Annotated in this window: 17 protein-coding genes; 7 read left to right on the plus strand and 10 right to left on the minus strand. The window is 60.7% G+C overall.

Annotated features, from left to right (window positions below):
* Nucleotides 1-89 precede the first annotated feature (89 nt).
* Nucleotides 90-548: a winged helix-turn-helix transcriptional regulator gene (locus C3Y91_RS25810; RefSeq protein ID WP_174827134.1), complete on the minus strand. Its 459-nt coding sequence runs from the start codon at nt 546-548 to the stop codon at nt 90-92.
* A 34-nt stretch (nt 549-582) separates the two neighbouring features.
* Between C3Y91_RS25810 and C3Y91_RS25815 the strand changes: the two genes are divergently transcribed.
* Entirely contained in the window at nt 583-1,476 is an 894-nt protein-coding gene (locus C3Y91_RS25815; protein ID WP_018073992.1) for an oxidoreductase, read from the plus strand.
* Between the two features lie 146 nt (nt 1,477-1,622).
* Here the strand turns inward: C3Y91_RS25815 and C3Y91_RS25820 are convergent, their stop codons facing one another.
* The 3 genes from C3Y91_RS25820 to C3Y91_RS25830 all read right to left on the minus strand — a co-directional run bounded on the left by C3Y91_RS25820 (nt 1,623) and on the right by C3Y91_RS25830 (nt 3,816).
* Nucleotides 1,623-2,075, minus strand: coding sequence for a BA14K family protein (locus C3Y91_RS25820; protein ID WP_032996031.1), 453 nt, complete (start codon nt 2,073-2,075; stop codon nt 1,623-1,625).
* A 147-nt stretch (nt 2,076-2,222) separates the two neighbouring features.
* Entirely contained in the window at nt 2,223-2,438 is a 216-nt protein-coding gene (locus tag C3Y91_RS25825) for a cold-shock protein (RefSeq protein WP_003561293.1), read from the minus strand.
* Nucleotides 2,439-2,925: 487 nt separating this feature from the next.
* Nucleotides 2,926-3,816 carry a DMT family transporter gene (locus tag C3Y91_RS25830; RefSeq protein ID WP_018073994.1) on the minus strand — a complete coding sequence of 297 codons (891 nt, stop codon included), beginning with the start codon at nt 3,814-3,816 and terminating at the stop codon, nt 2,926-2,928.
* A gap of 100 nt (nt 3,817-3,916) precedes the next feature.
* Here C3Y91_RS25830 and C3Y91_RS25835 point away from each other — a divergent pair, with 100 nt between their 5' ends.
* A complete protein-coding gene (locus C3Y91_RS25835) occupies nt 3,917-4,387 on the plus strand; it encodes a DUF3052 domain-containing protein (protein WP_075224515.1) in 471 nt (156 codons plus the stop codon).
* Nucleotides 4,388-5,024: 637 nt separating this feature from the next.
* Here the strand turns inward: C3Y91_RS25835 and C3Y91_RS25840 are convergent.
* The 3 genes from C3Y91_RS25840 to C3Y91_RS25850 are packed head-to-tail and all read right to left on the minus strand — an operon-like array spanning nt 5,025 to nt 9,378.
* On the minus strand, nt 5,025-6,167 hold the full coding sequence (locus tag C3Y91_RS25840) for a PQQ-dependent sugar dehydrogenase (protein WP_168575999.1): 1,143 nt from the start codon (nt 6,165-6,167) through the stop codon (nt 5,025-5,027).
* Nucleotides 6,168-6,227: 60 nt separating this feature from the next.
* Complete coding sequence (locus tag C3Y91_RS25845; RefSeq protein ID WP_024319548.1) at nt 6,228-7,001, minus strand: class GN sortase; 774 nt, start codon at nt 6,999-7,001, stop codon at nt 6,228-6,230.
* A complete protein-coding gene (locus tag C3Y91_RS25850; RefSeq protein ID WP_168576000.1) occupies nt 6,991-9,378 on the minus strand; it encodes a marine proteobacterial sortase target protein in 2,388 nt (795 codons plus the stop codon). The genes C3Y91_RS25845 and C3Y91_RS25850 overlap by 11 nt, the downstream gene beginning before the upstream one ends.
* Nucleotides 9,379-9,762: 384 nt before the next feature.
* Between C3Y91_RS25850 and C3Y91_RS25855 the strand changes: the two genes are divergently transcribed.
* The 4 genes from C3Y91_RS25855 to C3Y91_RS25870 all read left to right on the plus strand — a co-directional run bounded on the left by C3Y91_RS25855 (nt 9,763) and on the right by C3Y91_RS25870 (nt 13,839).
* Nucleotides 9,763-10,965 (plus strand): pyridoxal phosphate-dependent aminotransferase, encoded by a 1,203-nt coding sequence (locus C3Y91_RS25855; protein WP_024319550.1) that lies wholly within the window; start codon nt 9,763-9,765, stop codon nt 10,963-10,965.
* A 270-nt stretch (nt 10,966-11,235) separates the two neighbouring features.
* Nucleotides 11,236-12,141, plus strand: a complete 906-nt coding sequence (locus tag C3Y91_RS25860; protein WP_024319551.1) for a glycosyltransferase family 8 protein — start codon at nt 11,236-11,238, stop codon at nt 12,139-12,141.
* A 43-nt stretch (nt 12,142-12,184) separates the two neighbouring features.
* On the plus strand, nt 12,185-13,054 hold the full coding sequence (locus tag C3Y91_RS25865) for a hypothetical protein (protein ID WP_024319552.1): 870 nt from the start codon (nt 12,185-12,187) through the stop codon (nt 13,052-13,054).
* A gap of 95 nt (nt 13,055-13,149) precedes the next feature.
* Complete coding sequence (locus C3Y91_RS25870) at nt 13,150-13,839, plus strand: LPS glycosyltransferase (protein WP_018074003.1); 690 nt, start codon at nt 13,150-13,152, stop codon at nt 13,837-13,839.
* Nucleotides 13,840-13,873: 34 nt separating this feature from the next.
* On the opposite strand, the gene C3Y91_RS25875 is transcribed toward C3Y91_RS25870, so the two are convergent.
* Nucleotides 13,874-14,971 (minus strand): calcium:cation antiporter, encoded by a 1,098-nt coding sequence (locus C3Y91_RS25875; protein ID WP_024319553.1) that lies wholly within the window; start codon nt 14,969-14,971, stop codon nt 13,874-13,876.
* Between the two features lie 231 nt (nt 14,972-15,202).
* On the opposite strand from C3Y91_RS25875, the gene C3Y91_RS25880 reads away from it, so the two are divergent.
* A complete protein-coding gene (locus C3Y91_RS25880; RefSeq protein ID WP_018074005.1) occupies nt 15,203-15,490 on the plus strand; it encodes a DUF2188 domain-containing protein in 288 nt (95 codons plus the stop codon).
* Here C3Y91_RS25880 and C3Y91_RS25885 read toward each other — a convergent pair.
* Both C3Y91_RS25885 and C3Y91_RS25890 read right to left on the minus strand, forming a co-directional pair.
* The gene (locus C3Y91_RS25885) at nt 15,487-16,002 is read right to left on the minus strand and encodes a GrpB family protein (RefSeq protein WP_130664906.1); all 516 of its coding nucleotides are present in this window, start codon (nt 16,000-16,002) and stop codon (nt 15,487-15,489) included. The two genes, C3Y91_RS25880 and C3Y91_RS25885, sit on opposite strands and share 4 nt — an antisense overlap.
* Nucleotides 16,003-16,106: 104 nt before the next feature.
* Complete coding sequence (locus C3Y91_RS25890; RefSeq protein ID WP_168576001.1) at nt 16,107-17,006, minus strand: LysR family transcriptional regulator; 900 nt, start codon at nt 17,004-17,006, stop codon at nt 16,107-16,109.
* Nucleotides 17,007-17,022: the final 16 nt, after the last annotated feature.

Consider the following 17,022-nt stretch of genomic DNA (forward strand, 5'->3'; position numbering starts at 1 on the left):
AAACTATCTTAGAAACTCAGGATATGCTGCCGTCTAAAAACAGCACGCTCTAGAGTGCGAGGAGCGAATCTGAAAGATCGCGACGCGCTTTAGGCACGGGCCGCCGTCAGCTTCACGGCTTTGCACGCATCGAAATCGTCCAGGTGTTCGACGATCCAGCGCCAGAGCGCGGCGACCTGCATGAGGAGGTCGCGTCCGAGCGGCGTCAACTCATATTCGACGCGCGGCGGCACTTCGGGATAGAGTGTGCGGATGATGAGGCCATCTCTTTCGAGGGTGCGCAGCGTCTGCGTCAGCACTTTCTGGCTGATGCCCTCGACCCTTTCCATAAGGCGCGAGAAGCGCAGGGGTGCGCCGGCATCCGAGAGCACATGCAGAATGCGCAGCGGCCATTTCGCCGCCGCCCGCTCAATCAGTTCGCGGGCCCGCGCATCCTGTTCATCCGTCATGCTGCTGCAGAAATCGAACATGTCGCTGGTCACGTTGGTTACCTCAAGGTGTGTATGGATCGTCTGGGTACCTTCTTTCGATCGGATACAGTAGAGCATACATGAGCCGGGAACCAAAGAAGGAGGGTTTCCGATGTCCAGGGTCTGGTTGATAACAGGGAGTTCGCGCGGTCTCGGCCGGGCGCTGGCGGAGGCGGTTCTGGCCTCCGGCGACAATCTGGTGGCGACGGCGCGCGATCCCGGCCAGCTTGCCGATCTTTCCGAGCGGTATGGCGATCAGGTGCTGACGCTGGCGCTTGACGTGACCGACGAGGCGGCGGCAGCGGCGGCAGTCGAGGCGGGTGTGAAGCGGTTCGGGCGCATCGACGTGCTTGTCAACAATGCCGGCTACGGCAATGTCGGCTCGATCGAGGATACCAGCCTTGCCGATTTTCGCGCCCAGATCGAGACCAACCTCTTCGGCACGATCATCATGACCAAGGCAGTCATCGCCCTGATGCGTGGGCAGGGAGCGGGGCACATCATCCAGTTCTCATCCGTCGGCGGCCGGATCGGACCTGCCGGGCGCGGCGCCTATTCGGCGGCGAAATTCGGTGTTGAGGGATTTTCCGAGGTGCTGGCGAAGGAGGTCGCGCCATTCGGGATCAAGGTGACGGTGATCGAGCCCGGCGGCTTCAGGACCGATTTCGCCGGCTCCTCGACGGTGCTTGCCGAAGGGCGGCAGGACTATGCGGAGACGGTCGGCGCCACGGTGCGCTTCCAGCGTGAATACGATGGGCGCCAGCCCGGCGATCCTGCCAAAGCGGCTGCGGTCGTCATCCACATCGCCGGTCTCGAAGAGCCGCCGTTGCGGCTGCTGCTCGGCAGCGATGCGGTACGCAATGTCGAAAAGGCGGATGCGGCGCGTATCGAAGCTGATCGGATGTGGCGCACCGTGAGCGTCTCGACCGATTTTGATACCGAGGCCGAGTCCATGCCCCAGATCAGGATGATTTTAGGCCAGATCGGCCTAAAATCTGAATCCTGATCTAAATCAAAGAAATAGAGCATGATGTCGCCCGAAAACCGCGCACACTTTTCGGCATCATGCTCTAGGAAAAGAAGGCCGGTTGACCCATGCAAAACAAAAGCGCCGCTGAAAAGCGGCGCTTTGCATCAGGGATATTCGACGATTCAGCCGGCGGTGCAGAAGTGGCTGCGGCCGTCATTGCCGATATAGGTGCCGCTGCGCGGATCGAAGGAGCGGTAGCGGTACGAGCAGTAACGCTGCCATTGCGGTGACCAGGGCTCCACCGCCGTGCGAACCGGTTCGTAATATTGCGGCTGATCGACATAGACGCGGCGCGGGGCGCGATAGACTGGAGCGGGCTCGTAGTAATCCGGCTCGTAGGCTGGGTCGATGTAGCGACGCTCTTCGTAAACCGGACCATTATTGGCGTTGGCGATGGCAGAGCCGACGATCAGGCCGGTGGCCAGGCCGACGGCGCCGCCGACCCACGCATCGTTGTTGCCGTGATGATTGTCGTGGCGCCAGTGGCGGTCGCGGGCCGACGCTTCACCGATCGCGGAAAGCGTGAGTGCGGCAGCGGTTGCCGTCAGCAGAAGGGTCTTGGCGAGCCTGTTCATAAGCAAAAATCCTAATCCCGGGAACCGAACGCCGGTCCCTTTCTCGATGGTCACAGCAGTAAAGATTTGTAGCTGAACGAAGGCTGAACGACAAAACCCGGCATTGCTGCCGGGCTTCAACTCGAACTCGCCAGCCTTGTTAAGGGTTCAGCCCGCAATCTGCAGATTGACGGCCTTCGGGCCCTTGCCGCGGCGATCCGGCTCCGTGTCGAAGCTTACCTTCTGGTTTTCCGTCAGACCGGCCAGGCCGGAGGCCTGAACGGCAGAAATGTGAACGAAGATATCGGCGCCGCCCCGGTCCGGCTTGATGAAGCCGAAGCCTTTGTCGGTATTGAAGAATTTTACAGTGCCAGTCTCTGCCATGCGTCAGGTCCTTTTCTCTCTGCCCGCCATCCACACGGGCAGCATCATAGCATTGCCTCCCTTGCAGGAGGCGTTGGCAGGCAATTCTTGAAATTTGAGAAAAAGGTCCCCTCTACCTCGGCCTGTTCCAGGCAGGACTTTCGCCCGCCATTTTCGGAACCGGCTGACCGGAATATTAGCGTTCCCGGCGCGCAAATACTTAAGGACTTCCCATGCTCGCAAAATGCCCGAACGCGCTGAGAGTGCTGCGTTTAAAGGATTTTGGCAAGCAAAAGTTTTTTTACGTGTCGTTCCTGGCACACCCCTGCCGATATCCAATTTGCGCAAAAACGCAAAATTTCCTTCGCCGACAGGGAATGATTAACGTTTTATATCGTCAGCAATATAAGTTCCGAGCAGATTTTCCCAAAAATGCAACGTGAACGCGTCTCCCGCATCGGATAAAATTTTTTTCCGATGCGTGACTTACCCAAATTTGGACGCGTGTTCACGCGGCCGGCAGGCGCCGCCGGGTGAATCCGGGTACGAGTTCGACCACAAGCATAGCGATAAACATTAGCGCGCAACCTGCATAGCCTGTTACCGGCATCGTCTCGCCGAGCATCAGGGCCGCAAGCGAGGCACCGAAGAGCGCTTCGGAAGAAAGAAAGATCGCGGCCTGCGAGGGCGTCGTGTAGCGCTGGCCGATCACCTGCAGCACGAAAGCCACGCCCGACGAGAAGATACCGACATAAAGGATCTCCGGCGCCGCGGCCTGTATCGCCGAAAGGCTGACCGGTTCGACGGCTGCGGCAACGGCCAGCGCACAGACCGCGGTGACGGCGAATTGCACGGCGGAGAGCGCGAGCGGCCTTCCGGTCTCCGAAACGGTGGTGCCGGCAAGAGTGATCTGGATCGCCCAGAAGACGGCGCAGACGACGGTCAGCAGATCGCCAGGCGCCATCGCCGAGAGCTGGCCGCCGGACAGGAGGTAGATGCCGGTGATCGCCATCAATGCGCCCGGCCAGATGATCCAATGCGGAGCACGGCGTAGGAAGAACACGGCGATCAGCGGCACGAAAACGACGTAGAGGCCGGTGATGAAGCTGGAATTCGTCACCGTCGTCGTCTGCAGTCCGACCTGCTGCGTGGCTGCACCGCCGAAAAGGGCAAGGCCGATCAGGATGTAGAGCTTGGCATGGCGCGCGCTTGTCTTCTCCGTTGCCTTGCGCGCTTCAAAAAGGACAAAAGGCAGCACGGCCAGGGTGGCGACGGCAAAGCGCAGGCCGATGAACCAGAAGGGGCCGATCGCCTTCATCGCCGTCGACTGCGCGACGAAGCCGCCGCCCCAGATGGCGGCTGCAAGCAATAGAAGGAGATTCGCCTGAACGCGCGTCATGTCGTCCTCGATGGGGAAGGGAGATGTGCCCAAGCGGTTAGCAGTTGCGTTTCCTTTCGGCAAGGGTGAAGACTTCGTGTCGGTTGACGGAGATGAATGCATGCGACGCGAGGAACGGAAGCCGACCGGCGATGCGGCTGCGCCTAGGACGGCAGGTTATTCCGGCACGCCGCTTGTCAGGAAGCTCGGCCTTGCACAAGGGCAGGCCGCCGCCCTTCTCGGCATTCCGGAAACGATCGGTGACATCAATGGTTTCGACGGTTTTGCTTCGGTCGTCCGCGCGCTTCCCGAGACGCCTCAGCGTGCATTTGACTATGTGCATCTGTTTACGACCGAACGGGCGGCGCTGGATGCGGTTGCGCCTGCGCTTTTCCGTGTCCTCAGGCGGGACGGCATGGTCTGGATATCATGGCCAAAGAAGAGTTCACGCGTGCCGACTGACATCTCGGAGGACGTACTGCGGGAGGTTCTGCTCCCAACCGGTCTGGTCGACGTCAAGGTCTGCGCCGTCGACGAGATCTGGTCCGGGCTGAAGTTCGTCATCCGCAAGGAGCTGCGCGGCGCGTTGTGATCGCTCAGCCGTTGCCGCCGTGCGCCGTGTTCGATTTGATCGCAATCTGAAGACGGCAACTATCGCGCAGGGCTGGTCCAGATTGCAGATTATGTATATGGCGGAAGACCGTATCATCAAGTCGAATGCAGCCGGAGCGCGTTCTAATGTATGGCAGATATGTAAAGTATATCACTTTGTGGGGACTTCTTGCGGTTGCCACAGAACCAGCGGATGCCCGCGACGCTATAGATAGTGGAGCAACACAGCTTAGCGGCTCGAAATTCAATTATTCAGTCATTGCTCTAGCTTCCAAAGATCGAAGGATCGAAGTCACTCATAGCGGGGAAAAATACCGTGGCCCGCTAGCGAATATGTCGTTTCGGGATCGTCATTTGCAGGTCTTCGAGATGGTGGCGAGGTTGATCAAAAACAGCTGCCAGAACGGCGTCTCTTCGCTCGGCGATATATGGTTGAGCAAAGACCCGGAACAAGATGTGGATCCGGACGCTAGGCATCCCCAATACTTCATTTGGGAATATAGTTGTAAATAGACGCACGAGTTTGGGGTCCCAGCTCGCTGTCGAGATCGATGACGGCGTTCCATTCCGGGTTGCTAGCCTCGACCTTTAGTCCGTTTCTCATCGTCATCGTGACCTCAGCCGTTGCTGGCTTCCACGCGCGAAACCCTGAGCAGCGCGCCGTTATCCTCGTCCGTCACCATCAGCAGCGCTCCGTCGGGTGCGATGACAACGTCGCGGATGCGGCCGTATTCGCCCTCGAACAGGCGCTCTTCGGCGACAAAGGCGCCGCTATCGTCACGCTGCATGCGCGAGAGCAGTTGGAACTTCAGAGCTGCGACGATGAAATTGCCGTCCCATTCCGGAAACATGGCGCCGCGATAGATGGCGAGCGCGCCGGGTGCGATCGAAGGATCCCAATAATGCAGCGGCTGTTCCAGCCCTTCCTTGGCCGTGCCTTCGCCGATCTCGGCGCCCGAATAGTCGCGGCCATAGGTGATGATCGGCCAGCCGTAATTCTTGCCGGCCTCGGGCTGGTTGATCTCGTCGCCGCCGCGCGCGCCGTGCTCGACGGTATAGAGCTTGCCATCCTTGGCGTCGAAGGTGATGCCCTGCGGGTTGCGGTGGCCTTTCGACCAGATTTCCGGCAGCGCCTTGCCGCCGTCTTTGAACGGATTGTCGGCAGGGATGCTACCGTCGGCATTGATGTGGATGATCGAGCCGGCATCGTCCTGCCAGTCTTGCGAGCGGTCGCGGTCGCCACGGTCGCCGACGCTGATGAACAGCGAGCCGTCACCTGATATCGCGATGCGCGAGCCATACTGGATATTGCCTGAGGTGAAGCGCCGCATGCTGAAAACAGGCGTCACGGCGTGGAGCGTCTTTTCGTCAGTTGAAAGTGTGGCGCTGAAGGCTTCGGTGCCGGAGCCCTGGCTGTTGGCGATGGCGGCGGTGAAATAGAGCTTTCTAGATGTCGCAAAGTCCGGCGCGAGCGCCACGTCCATCAGGCCGCCCTGGCCACGGGCGCTGACCTTGGGCACGCCGCCGATCGGGTCGGAGACCGTGCCGTCGCGGACGATGCGCATGCGGCCCGGCCGCTCGGTGACGAGATAGGCGCCATCGGGCAAGACCTCGACCGCCCAGGGATGTTGGAGGCCGTTGGCGAGCTTGTCGACACGGACCGCGAGATCCTGCGTGTTGATGGTGTCGGCTGCATCCGCCGATGCGGTGCCGAACAGGACCAGCGCTGCGGCGAAATGGAAGGTGGACATTCGCTTCATCTTGCTTCCCCGTCGTCTCTCCAGGCTGAACGTGGAGCGGGCAGGGGACAGCTTCAACCCTCATTCGGTCTGCAATAACGGCTTTGTGTTTACCGTTTGAACCGATCCCGTTGCCTGGCCATCGACCAATTCCGCCTCGAGGATGTAGCGCAACGGCCCGCGTTCGGTGGCATTGAAGGGCCAGCAGGTGGTCAGCACCAAGTGGCGGCCATCGGAGGAGGGATCGATACCGCTTGCATCCCACGGGGCGATGCGGCCCTCGCCGGCCTTGAAGGTCAATAGTTTGCCGTCGCGGCGCGTGACTTCAATCGTATCGCCGGGCCTTATATATTGCAGCCAGCGGAAATGCGTGTCGCGATGGGCGGCGATGACGGAGGTGCCTTCCTCGCCCGGTTGCGGCGTGTTGGCGAGCCAGGCCGGACCGAAGGCGAGAGCCTCGCCGGAGGCGCCGGAGAGCACGATCGCCTCCTTGCCGAGGCGCGGGGCGCGCACCTTGGCCTCGGTGGTGAAATCCGCCCAGGGCCAGGGTTTTGTTTCTTCGCCCCGCAATTCGGCAGCGAAGGCGCGTTTCAGCAGAACCTGGGAAAGCTCTGCCTTCGCCTTCAGCAGGAAGCCGTCGCCGATCAGCGCCAGGCCATAGAGGGCAAGGCCGGCGATGGCAAAGGCAATTGCTTTTTCGATCGAGGAAAGGCGCCAGAGGAAGAAACCCTTCTTCTGGCGCATCTTCGGCCGATCATAGGCCGTGGCGGCGGCCATGGCGAGTTCCAGATAGGTCGGAAGCGGCTCGAATTCGGCCGCTTCCTCATTCTGGCTTGCGGAGAGCCTAGAGACCATTTCGCTTGACCCCGACCGCAATAATGCCCTTGAGGCGTCGCCGCCACACGGCAAGCCCGCTTGCCGCCGTCAGCGCCACGAGCAGCATGGTCAGCCCGCGGATGATCTGCTCGTCGGCGCGCGTCGCCGTCTGCGGCAGGTTCACGGTCGTGCTTTTTTGCGCGATCATGGTGGCCGCCTTGGCGGTCGGGGCTGCGGCCATCATGTTTGCGATCTCAGGCGATGCGGCGAGCTCCTGTGTTTCGGCCGCAGCCTGCTCCGGTCCGGGGTTTCCTGTCGGCGTAGCCGAGCCATGGCGCTCCGTGCCGCCAAGAGGGGCGGGGTTTTCGCCGAGGATCTTATCAAAGTCCCAACCTTCCGGCAGGTTGAGCGGCAGCTTGGTCGAGCCGAGCGGCTGGTCGACCGGACGAGACGGAGTGACGTCGACGGCGACCAGGCTGGTGACGCGGGAGACGAGGTGATGGGCGAGCGCCACGGTCTCGATATCCTTGTCGAGCGCGGCCGGATCCTGACGCTCATAGGCGCGCGCCTCGAAATCGTCGATCTTGCGCCGCGCCCAGAGCTTGGAAATGCCGTTGCCGTTGGCGGCATTGGCGATATCCATCTCGACGCGCCAGGGCTGGTCGCCTGTCTTGCCGATGATCTGCAGCTTGCCGGCGGGCTGATCGTCAGGCAGCTGCGCGGTCAGCACGACGGGCTCGCCGCTGTAGAGGTCCGGCATCGGGTTCGGCGTGATATCCTCGGCCTCGATGCCTTCGAAGGTGGCAGTGATATCGGTCATGGCTGGGTTCTGCAGCTTGGCGAAAAGCTCGCCCATGCGGCTTGCCACCTGATCGGTCGAGCCGATCGCCGTGAAGGTGCCGCGGCCGACTTCGGCGGCCTTGGTCATGAAATAGGTGTTCGGTGCCGAGCCGATGCCGACGGTGAAGACGCGGGCATCGGCTCGGTTCGCGGTGATTTCCTCAAAAAGCTGCTGTTCGTTGCCGATCGCACCATCCGTCAGGAATACGACCTGGCGCAGCGCTCCGGTTGCGACCGGTCCCTGGTTACGCAGCGCAGCCTGCAAGGCAGGCAGCATTTCCGTGCCGCCGTCGGCTGTCAGGCCTCTGACATAGGCGATCGCCTTTTCGCGATTGTCAGGGGTGGCTGCGACGAGACCCTTGAAATAATCGGTCATCGTATCGTCGAAACGGATGACGTTGAAGCGGTCGTCGGGGTTCAGCTTGGCGATGGCAAGCGCCAGGCTCTGCCTTGCCTGCTCGATCGACGGGCCGGACATGGAGCCGGAATTGTCGATGACGAAGACCACCTCGCGTTTTGCCGGCGGCGCTGCCGTATCCGGGGCCATGGGCGGGGTGACGAAGGCGAGCAGATAGGTCTTACCATCAATCACTTCGCGAAAGAGGCCGGCACTCGGCATCTTACCGGGGGCGGCCTTCCAGGTGAGCTCGAAATCCTTGTCGGCCGGAACGGAGTCCGCCTTCAGACTGATCGTCCTCGCCTGGTCGCCGTCCTGGCTGATATCGACCGCATGGAAGGAGGATTTGACGTCGCCGAGCGGGAAACCGGCCTTGAGGTCTACGGTCAGCGAAACCGGATTGATCCTGGCGTTCTCACGCGGATCAAGCGCGGGGGCTTCGATCTTGTCGCGGTTTTCCACCGGGTCGCGCGGCGTGGCAAAACCAGCGCCGTTGTTGAACTCGACGGTCTGGACGATCGGCGCCGGATTGTAGCGCGGGGCGACGACCATCGGGAAGCGCAGCGAGAACTCGCCGCCCGATTGGTGGATCATCTGCTGATATTCGATCTGGACGACGATGGTTTCGCCGGGGCCGATATTGGCGACCTGGTTGGTGAAGATGTTCGGCCGCTGCTGTTCGAGCAACGCCGTCTTCTTGCCCTCGGCCTTGGCCTGCTCGTAGATCTCGCGGGCTTCCTGGCGCGGCTTGATCTGGCCTTCGATGAAGCGTTCGCCGATCTGCATTTTCAGCGCGTCGACGGCGGAATTATCCGGCAGCGGGAAGACGTAGGTGCCTTCGACCCAACCCTGGCTCGGATTCTGGAAGCGCTGCGTCACCTTCACCCTGGCGATCGGGCCGGAGACATCGATGGCAACATCACTCTTCAGCCGCGGCGCTTCGACATAGAAGCCCGGCTCCTTCGACGGAAAGAGCAGCGAGCCGCTGTTGACGTCGTTCGGCCGGACAAGCGCTGCGAGCTGGACGGATGCCTGCGGCGTCTCGGCGGCGCGGGCGGCGGAGGCAAGCCCCAGCATCGCGGCGATGCAGGCGGCAAAGGCGGTGACGGCAACAAGGACTGAAACGGAAATTCGGCGCGCACGAATGCGCCCTATGGCAAACTCATCTTCCAGAAACATTGGCATACCCTCAATAACCAATTTCGGATGCCGGATGATGCGGCTTCGATCTCGGCGCGCTCGCGACCGAATTGCGGCGTGGCGCGGCATTTGTTGCGGCTTATTCGTGGCGATGGCCGAATTCGACGATGCCTCTGATTTCAGGGGATAAATCCGGATGACTTCAGAGATTGATTCAAGATCTGCGAATGGCCTTTCGACCGCGTGACGCAAGCCTCTCCCAAGGGCGCGGCATGCCGGGCGGGCGGCGCGGCGAACCGATCAATAAGAATCATGCCACCATGACGCCTTTCCGCTTGAAATGCCGTCATACATTGGACATAGAGCTAACCGCAGAACTCCGGTCCCGGCTTTCTGCCCGTTTCAACCATTAGGACCGTTATCATGGCTTTCCTTGCCGATGCTCTTTCCCGTGTGAAGCCTTCAGCCACCATCGCCGTCTCCCAGAAAGCGCGCGAGCTGAAAGCAAAAGGACGTGACGTCATTGGCCTCGGCGCAGGAGAGCCGGATTTCGATACGCCCGATAATATCAAGACGGCCGCCATCGACGCGATCAACCGCGGCGAAACGAAGTACACGCCGGTTTCCGGCATTCCCGAGTTGCGCAAGGCGATCGCCGCCAAGTTCAAGCGCGAGAACGGCCTTGACTATTCCTGGGAGCAGACGATCGTCGGCACCGGCGGCAAGCAGATCCTTTTCAACGCCTTCATGGCAACGCTGAACCCCGGCGACGAAGTCGTCATCCCGGCGCCTTACTGGGTTTCCTATCCTGAGATGGTGGCGCTGTGCGGCGGCACGCCGGTTTTCGTTTCGGCCACCCAGGAGCATAACTTCAAGCTCCAGGCGGCCGATCTCGAAAAGGCGATCACGCCGAAGACCAAGTGGTTCATTTTCAACTCTCCGTCCAACCCGACGGGGGCGGCCTATACACAGGACGAGCTGAAGGCGCTGACGGATGTGCTGATGAAGAATCCGCAGGTCTGGGTGCTGACCGACGACATGTACGAGCACCTGACCTATGGCGACTTCAAGTTCGTCACGCCTGTGGAAGTCGAGCCTAAGCTCTACGACCGCACGTTGACGATGAACGGCGTCTCCAAGGCCTATGCGATGACCGGCTGGCGTATCGGCTATGCGGCCGGCCCGATCCAGCTCATCAAGGCCATGGACATGATCCAGGGGCAGCAGACCTCGGGTGCGACGTCAATCGCCCAGTGGGCGGCTGTCGAAGCGCTGAACGGCACGCAGGACTTCATCCCTGCGAACAAGAAGATCTTCGAAGGCCGTCGCGATCTCGTCGTTTCGATGCTGAATCAGGCCAAGGGGATCGTCTGCCCGGTGCCGGAAGGCGCCTTCTATGTCTATCCCTCGTGCAAGGGTCTGATTGGCAAGACCGCGCCCTCCGGCAAGGTCATCGAGACGGACGAGGATTTCGTTTCCGAGCTTCTGGAAACGGAAGGTGTCGCCGTCGTTCACGGTTCGGCCTTCGGTCTCGGCCCGAACTTCCGCATCTCCTACGCGACTTCGGAAGAGCTGCTCGAGGAAGCCTGCCGCCGCATCCAGCGCTTCTGCGGCGCCTGCAAGTAAGCGGGTTAGTGTAACGCCGATCGAAGGCCTGCCGGCGACGGCGGGCCTTGTTGTTGTGCGGCGACGTTGGGCTGGCGCTGCGATTGTAGCTCACATCCCGATTCAACATCCTGCGGGGTTGATTCCGCTTTGCCTCGCAAGCCGTTGAAATCGGATTCAAAACGTGACGCAGAGTGACGGTCCGGCGGGTGATCTGCGGTTGCGGGTTGGCATCAAACCAACTAGATATCCGGCATCAAGTTGAAGTTGCCGCTTCGGGAGGCCGGGATTTTGCAGCAGAGTGCCGTGATCGTCTGTTCGGATGTCAACATGCTGCCGGCCGCCTGCTGCACCCTGCTTTCCGTCAAGCGCAATCTCTCAGGTTCCACTGTTGAGTTCCTGCTTCTCGGCATCGACCTCAAGCCGAATGAAATCGCCGAGGTCGGAAATTTCGCGCGACTGCACGGCATGGCGATCAGGGTGCTGCCCTACAATACGCCGGATACTGCGCTGCAGGCGCGGGGTCGCTGGTCGGGGGCGACGCTGGCGCGGCTCTACATGGATCTGTACATTCCCGATCATGTTGAGCGGCTGCTCTATCTCGACGCCGATGTGCTGGCGGTTTCGCCGGTCGACGAACTCTTCACGAGAAATCTTCAAGGCAAAGCGCTTGCCGCGGTCGACGACTATGTCATGGCCTTTCCCGAGAAGGCCGGGGCGCGGCAGCGCAAGATCGGCATGGGCCAGGGCGGCCGCTACTTCAATGCCGGCGTACTGCTGTTCGACTGGTCCGTCTGCCGGGCGAGGGGGCTTTTCGCCAGGACCCGGGAAATCTTCGAGGAGCGGTCGCATCTGTTCGAGAACAATGACCAGGATGCGTTGAACGTCACTTTCGACCGCGACTGGCTGGCGCTCGATCCGCGCTGGAATACACAGACGGGCCTGCTGCCTTTCGTCAATCGGCCGGCCATCCTTCATTTCACCGGCCGGAAAAAGCCGTGGCAGGCCACCGTGCCCTGGGTGCACCGGCGGATGGCCAAACAATATATCGAGGATCTCGGCAACACACCGTGGGCCTCTTTCTGCAGGCAGCCGTCGATGGCGGGCCGGGTTGCGGGTTTCCTCTCGCATTTGGGGAAGCGCATCGGCGGGCTGACGCGGCTTGCCCGGATGCGCACCTATTTTAGCAACAGCTAGTCGGGCGGACCGCGTCGTCCTTGGAAAGTGCATGTGAGGCGATATGGAAGCAATCCCCAGCGATAACAAGGCTACGACCGCTCCGGATGGCGGCTTCAGTTTCTTGACGCCGGAAGCGTGGAAGGCGCTGTTGTCGGGCTATTCCCATGTCGTGCTGGTAGCAAACAGCGAGGTGGTCGATCTCGAACGGCTGCGGAGCGAACTGCCGGAGACGGCGCTCTACATCTTCTTCAACAAGGCCTATAAGGTGCTCGACGAACCCTTCGTCGGCCATTCGATGCTGGTTGCCCGCAGCGACGTGATGGGCGCCCATATCGTCCATCGGCGCGAAGCGGCGGATGTCTTGCGCTTCTTTGGCGGCGACGATTTCCTCGGCGTCGTCAACATCCGGGTCTCCGTCGAGGAGAATCTCAGCGAAAAGAGCTGCTTCGAAGGCGCTAAGGCCCGTCACCTTGATCTGACACAAATGCTCGCCGATCTCTATCCGATCGGCAAGATCGCGACGAGCGGCTTTGCGGTAGCGCTGTGGCTCGCCGATCTGCAACTGCCGGGCAAGATCCTGCTTGCCGGCTTTTCGGCGAAGCGGAGCGAGAAGTGGAAGGTCTTCGACGTGCACGATTGGACGTTCGAGCAGATCTTCCTGCGTCTCTTTGCGCGCAAGGGGTCGATCTCGATGGTGGGCGGCGTCGATGCCAGCCCCTATTCGGCGCTCGCCAAACGGTTTCCTGAGGTGCCGCCGATCGAGATCGCGATGACTGCGGCTGAGGTCCTGTCGGAGCGGCTCGACAATACGAACAGCCAGATCGACAGGCTGATGTCCGTCACTAAATTCATCCGCGCCGTCGACAGTTTCTTTCGGCGGTTCAAACCGAAAACCCGCAAGCAGCGTTTTCTCGAAAAGTCGAAGGGATGACTGTCGCAGGCCTTTGCTAACAGGCGTGGGTGGCCAAAAACGCTGTTTCCGATACCAATCAATTCATCTCTCTATACTGGCGATCGAGGTGGACAATGGAACAACAGAACGTCCGAATTTTCGTGGGATTCGATCCCAAGGAAGTGGTTGCCTACCACGTTCTCGTACAGAGCATCATCGAGAAGTCGTCGATCCCGGTCGAGTTCTCGCCCATTGCGCTCTCCAATCTTGGCGGGATTTTCACCCGCCAGCGCAACGCGCTGCAATCCACGGAGTTCTCCTTCTCGCGTTTCCTGACTCCCTATCTGAGCGGTTACGGGGGCTGGAGCATCTTCATGGATTGCGACATGCTGATGCGTGCCGATATCGCCGAGCTTTGGGCATTGCGCGACTGGCGTTACGCCGTCATGTGCGTCAAACACGATTACCAGCCGAAGATCGACACCAAGTTCCTCGGCCAGGCGCAGACCAAGTACGAAAAGAAGAACTGGTCGAGCTTCATCCTCTTCAACAATGACGAATGCCGCGCACTGACGCCCAACTACGTCAATACCGCGACCGGGCTGCAACTGCATCAGTTCAAATGGCTGGAGAATGAAGACCTCATAGGCGAATTGCCGGTGACGTGGAATTACCTCGTCAATGAATACGACTACCGCGAAGACGCCAAGAACGTCCATTTCACCGATGGCGGGCCGTATTTCGAGGAATACAAGAACGACGATTACGCCGAGGAATGGTTCGCAGCCCGCGAACGCCTGCTCTTCGCCCAACAGCCCGCCTAAACAGCTTGTTCTTTCCCTTTCTCCGCGGGAGCCTTCAAAGCCCCAGCGCGGTCAGCATGACGAAGGTGGCGAAGAGGATGAAATGCGTCATGCCCTCGATAGCGTTGGTCTCGCCGTCGTTGAGGTTGATCGCGGCCGCAATCAGCGTGATCGCGACCATCACCGTCTGTACCGGGGTCATCGCCATCATGAAGGGCTGGCCGGTATAGAGCGCGATCGCTTCCATGACGGGCACGGTCAGGATGACCGTCGACAGCGAGGCGCCCATGGCGATGTTGACCGTCGCCTGCATGCGGTTCCTGAGTGCCGCCCTCAACGCGGTCAGGATCTCGGGTGCGGCCGAAATTGCCGCGACGACCACGGCGGTCACCGCGATCGGCGCGCCGCTGTCGCGCAGGCCTTCGGTCATGAAGGCCGCCATGAACTCCGCCAGCAGGCCGATGATGACGACGCCGACGAGAATGGTGGCGATCGAAATCGCGGCCGACTCGTCGGGGCCATGCTCGTCCGGACTTTCCTTCTTTCGTTCGGAGCGCGGATAGCTGTAGCTGAAGAAATAGCTGTGCTGGCCAACCTGCATGCGCAGGAAGAGGCCGTAAAGCGCGATCATCGCGACGATGGTGAAGGCGGAATAATAGTGCCATTTGTCGCTGGGCACGAATTCCGGCACGATCATCGAGATGCCCATGGCGGTGAGGATCATCACGCCGTAGGTCTTGCCGGAATTGTCGTTATAGGGCTGTTCGCCGTGCTTGAGGCCGCCGAGCAGGGCGGCCAGGCCGAGAATGCCGTTGATATCGAGCATCAGGGCCGAATAGATCGTGTCGCGTACCAGCGTCGGCGAGCTCTCGCCGCTCATCATGATGGCGAGGATGATAACTTCGACGGCAACAGCCGAGAGCGTCAGGATCATCGTGCCGTAGGGATCGCCGACCTTGACGGCGAGCAGCTCGGCATGATGGGCAACACGGATCGAGGCGAGCACGATGGTGCCGACCAGGGCAGCGGCGGCAATCAGCGCGACGCCTCGCCCCATCTCGATCACTGCGTGTTCCAAGAGATAGGCAATCGCCGCAACGACAAGTGCGGCGACCAGAAACTTTTCCTCTTTAAAGCGTGACGCGATCCCCAAGCCTCTGCTCCGGTTCAGATTCATGCATTTTATCTAAGTCACTGATTTCGCCTATCAAGTAAGCCCCGGTCGAGTGCCATTTGCAGTCTTCGGCGTTTAATGGAATACTGAACGTCATCGGGGCCGGAAAGCAGATCGCGGCGTCCTCGAATTCTCGTCAAGCGGCCGCGATGATCCGGATCCTGTCCGGAAGCGTGCGAATGCGCAACAAGAAGATGAGGAGACGGATGCATGATCAAGGTGGTCTACGAAGTCGTGCCGCATGACGGCGGCTGGGCCTACAGGCTGGGAGGTGTCTATTCCGAGGCATTCCCGACCCATGCCGAGGCGCTCGAAGCTGCACGCATCGTCGCGGCCGAACAGCAGGTCGGCGGCGATTCCGCCGAGATCAGTTGGCAGGACGAGAACGGCAAGTGGCATGAGGAATATGCCGAGGGCGGCGACCGGCCGGAAACCGAGGTGGTGGACGGCCAGTGGAAGGATCGCACGGCCGAGGCCTCGCAAGGCATCGGAAACTAACCATCTCCCGCCAATGCCCGCGCGACGATCGCATCGACGAATTCGCGCTTATGCGCAGTATAGCCGTCGCCGTCCATCCGGAATTCGGCTGCCAGCCTGCGTTTGAGTGCGGCATAATCGGCCGCCGCTTGTGGATGCGCGGTGAGATAATCCCGGAAAGCCAGCCTGTTTCGATGCGTGCCGTTGCCGAAAGGGCAAAGGTAGACCCGTTCTACCGGCACCGAACCTTTCGATAAGAATGCCCAGACATCGTCGTCATAGCGGTTGCCGCGCGGCTCGTAGCCCTCGGCCAGAAGCACGCGCGTGGCGTCCTCGATATGGCCGAGGCCGGGAAGAACGATGTCGATATCGATAAGCGGCTTGGCGATCATGCCTGGTATGGACGTGCTACCGATGTGATCGATGGAGAGCGCCTGCGGCAACAAAGCCAGAAGCCTGCCGCGGATGCGCTGGAAGGCTTGTGGCCATTGCGGATCGCAGGGCACGAGTTCAACCGCATGGTGCTTTGTCATTTGCATCCCGCTGGGGTGCACGTCCGATAAGACGCGTTAAGGAGGCTCTATCGCTTCGAAATTTGCGCATGATTCTTTGCGAAAATCGATTCCGATTTTTGCGATTATGCGCTGGTCGAATATCGGAGATAGTCCTGAAGCCCCTTGACCAATACGTCAAAGGTAGCGCGGCAGCGCGGCGAAGACTTCAGGCTCTCATGCATCGCCACCCACGTGCCGAGCGGTAGGCTGAAGGCATCAGGCAGGATGTGAACAAGGTCGGGATTTTCACGCGCGAGCCCTCTCTGGCAGATGCCGATGCCGACGCCGGCGCGGATTGCGGAAAGCTGGGCAAGATTGCTGTCGGTCCTGTAGGAGAACTCGATGCCGGGCACCGCATAGCGTTTCATCACCATGCGGACATAGGCCGTCTGGCGGTCGAAGCCGATAAGCCGGTGGTTTGCGAGGTCAGCCAGGGTTTGCGGAATGCCGTATCGTTCGAGATAACGGTGATGGGCGTGAAAGCCGAGCGGGATATCGCCGATGCGGCGCACGACGAGTGCAGCCTGCTGCGGCTCCGCCATGCGCACGGCGATATCGGCCTCGCGGTTCACCAGGTCCTCGATCGTATCGGATGCCGAGAGCTCGATCTGCAGTTCGGGATAGGTTTCCTGCAGCGGTCCGAGAATCCCGGGCAGCACTTCGACGGCGATGACCTCGCTGGCGCTGATTCTGACGGTTCCAGCCACGCGCTCGCGCTGCCCGGATGCGGTGCGCAAAAGGGCGGCCGTGGTTGCCGCCAGCGTCTCGGCGTAAGGCTTCAGCGCCAGTGCGGCGTCCGTTGGCAGCAGCCCATTCGGTGAGCGGGTGAAGAGTTCGGCGCCGATCGCCAGTTCCAGTGCGTCGACATGGCGGCCTATGGTCGGCTGGGTCAGCCCCAGTTCGCGGGCGGCGGCCGACAGCGATCCCTGTTGGAGCACGGTCAGGAAACTGCGGTAGAAATCCCAGCTGGGTTCATAGTTCATATATTTTCGTATATCA

It is taken from the genome of Rhizobium ruizarguesonis (genome assembly GCF_012349115.1).
Lineage (GTDB): Bacteria > Pseudomonadota > Alphaproteobacteria > Rhizobiales > Rhizobiaceae > Rhizobium > Rhizobium ruizarguesonis.

Excerpts from the sequence above, each read along its gene's own strand:
- C3Y91_RS25855 (WP_024319550.1), top strand. The coding sequence starts at position 9,763 with ATGGCTTTCCTTGCCGATGCTCTTTCCCGTGTGAAGCCTTCAGCCACC.
- C3Y91_RS25845 (WP_024319548.1), bottom strand. The coding sequence starts at position 7,001 with ATGGTCTCTAGGCTCTCCGCAAGCCAGAATGAGGAAGCGGCCGAATTC.
- C3Y91_RS25840 (WP_168575999.1), bottom strand. The coding sequence starts at position 6,167 with ATGAAGCGAATGTCCACCTTCCATTTCGCCGCAGCGCTGGTCCTGTTC.
- C3Y91_RS25815 (WP_018073992.1), top strand. The coding sequence starts at position 583 with ATGTCCAGGGTCTGGTTGATAACAGGGAGTTCGCGCGGTCTCGGCCGG.
- C3Y91_RS25880 (WP_018074005.1), top strand. The coding sequence starts at position 15,203 with ATGATCAAGGTGGTCTACGAAGTCGTGCCGCATGACGGCGGCTGGGCC.
- C3Y91_RS25835 (WP_075224515.1), top strand. The coding sequence starts at position 3,917 with ATGCGACGCGAGGAACGGAAGCCGACCGGCGATGCGGCTGCGCCTAGG.
- C3Y91_RS25890 (WP_168576001.1), bottom strand. The coding sequence starts at position 17,006 with ATGAACTATGAACCCAGCTGGGATTTCTACCGCAGTTTCCTGACCGTG.
- C3Y91_RS25820 (WP_032996031.1), bottom strand. The coding sequence starts at position 2,075 with ATGAACAGGCTCGCCAAGACCCTTCTGCTGACGGCAACCGCTGCCGCA.
- C3Y91_RS25825 (WP_003561293.1), bottom strand. The coding sequence starts at position 2,438 with ATGGCAGAGACTGGCACTGTAAAATTCTTCAATACCGACAAAGGCTTC.
- C3Y91_RS25865 (WP_024319552.1), top strand. The coding sequence starts at position 12,185 with ATGGAAGCAATCCCCAGCGATAACAAGGCTACGACCGCTCCGGATGGC.
- C3Y91_RS25830 (WP_018073994.1), bottom strand. The coding sequence starts at position 3,816 with ATGACGCGCGTTCAGGCGAATCTCCTTCTATTGCTTGCAGCCGCCATC.
- C3Y91_RS25850 (WP_168576000.1), bottom strand. The coding sequence starts at position 9,378 with ATGTTTCTGGAAGATGAGTTTGCCATAGGGCGCATTCGTGCGCGCCGA.
- C3Y91_RS25885 (WP_130664906.1), bottom strand. The coding sequence starts at position 16,002 with ATGACAAAGCACCATGCGGTTGAACTCGTGCCCTGCGATCCGCAATGG.
- C3Y91_RS25870 (WP_018074003.1), top strand. The coding sequence starts at position 13,150 with ATGGAACAACAGAACGTCCGAATTTTCGTGGGATTCGATCCCAAGGAA.
- C3Y91_RS25810 (WP_174827134.1), bottom strand. The coding sequence starts at position 548 with ATGCTCTACTGTATCCGATCGAAAGAAGGTACCCAGACGATCCATACA.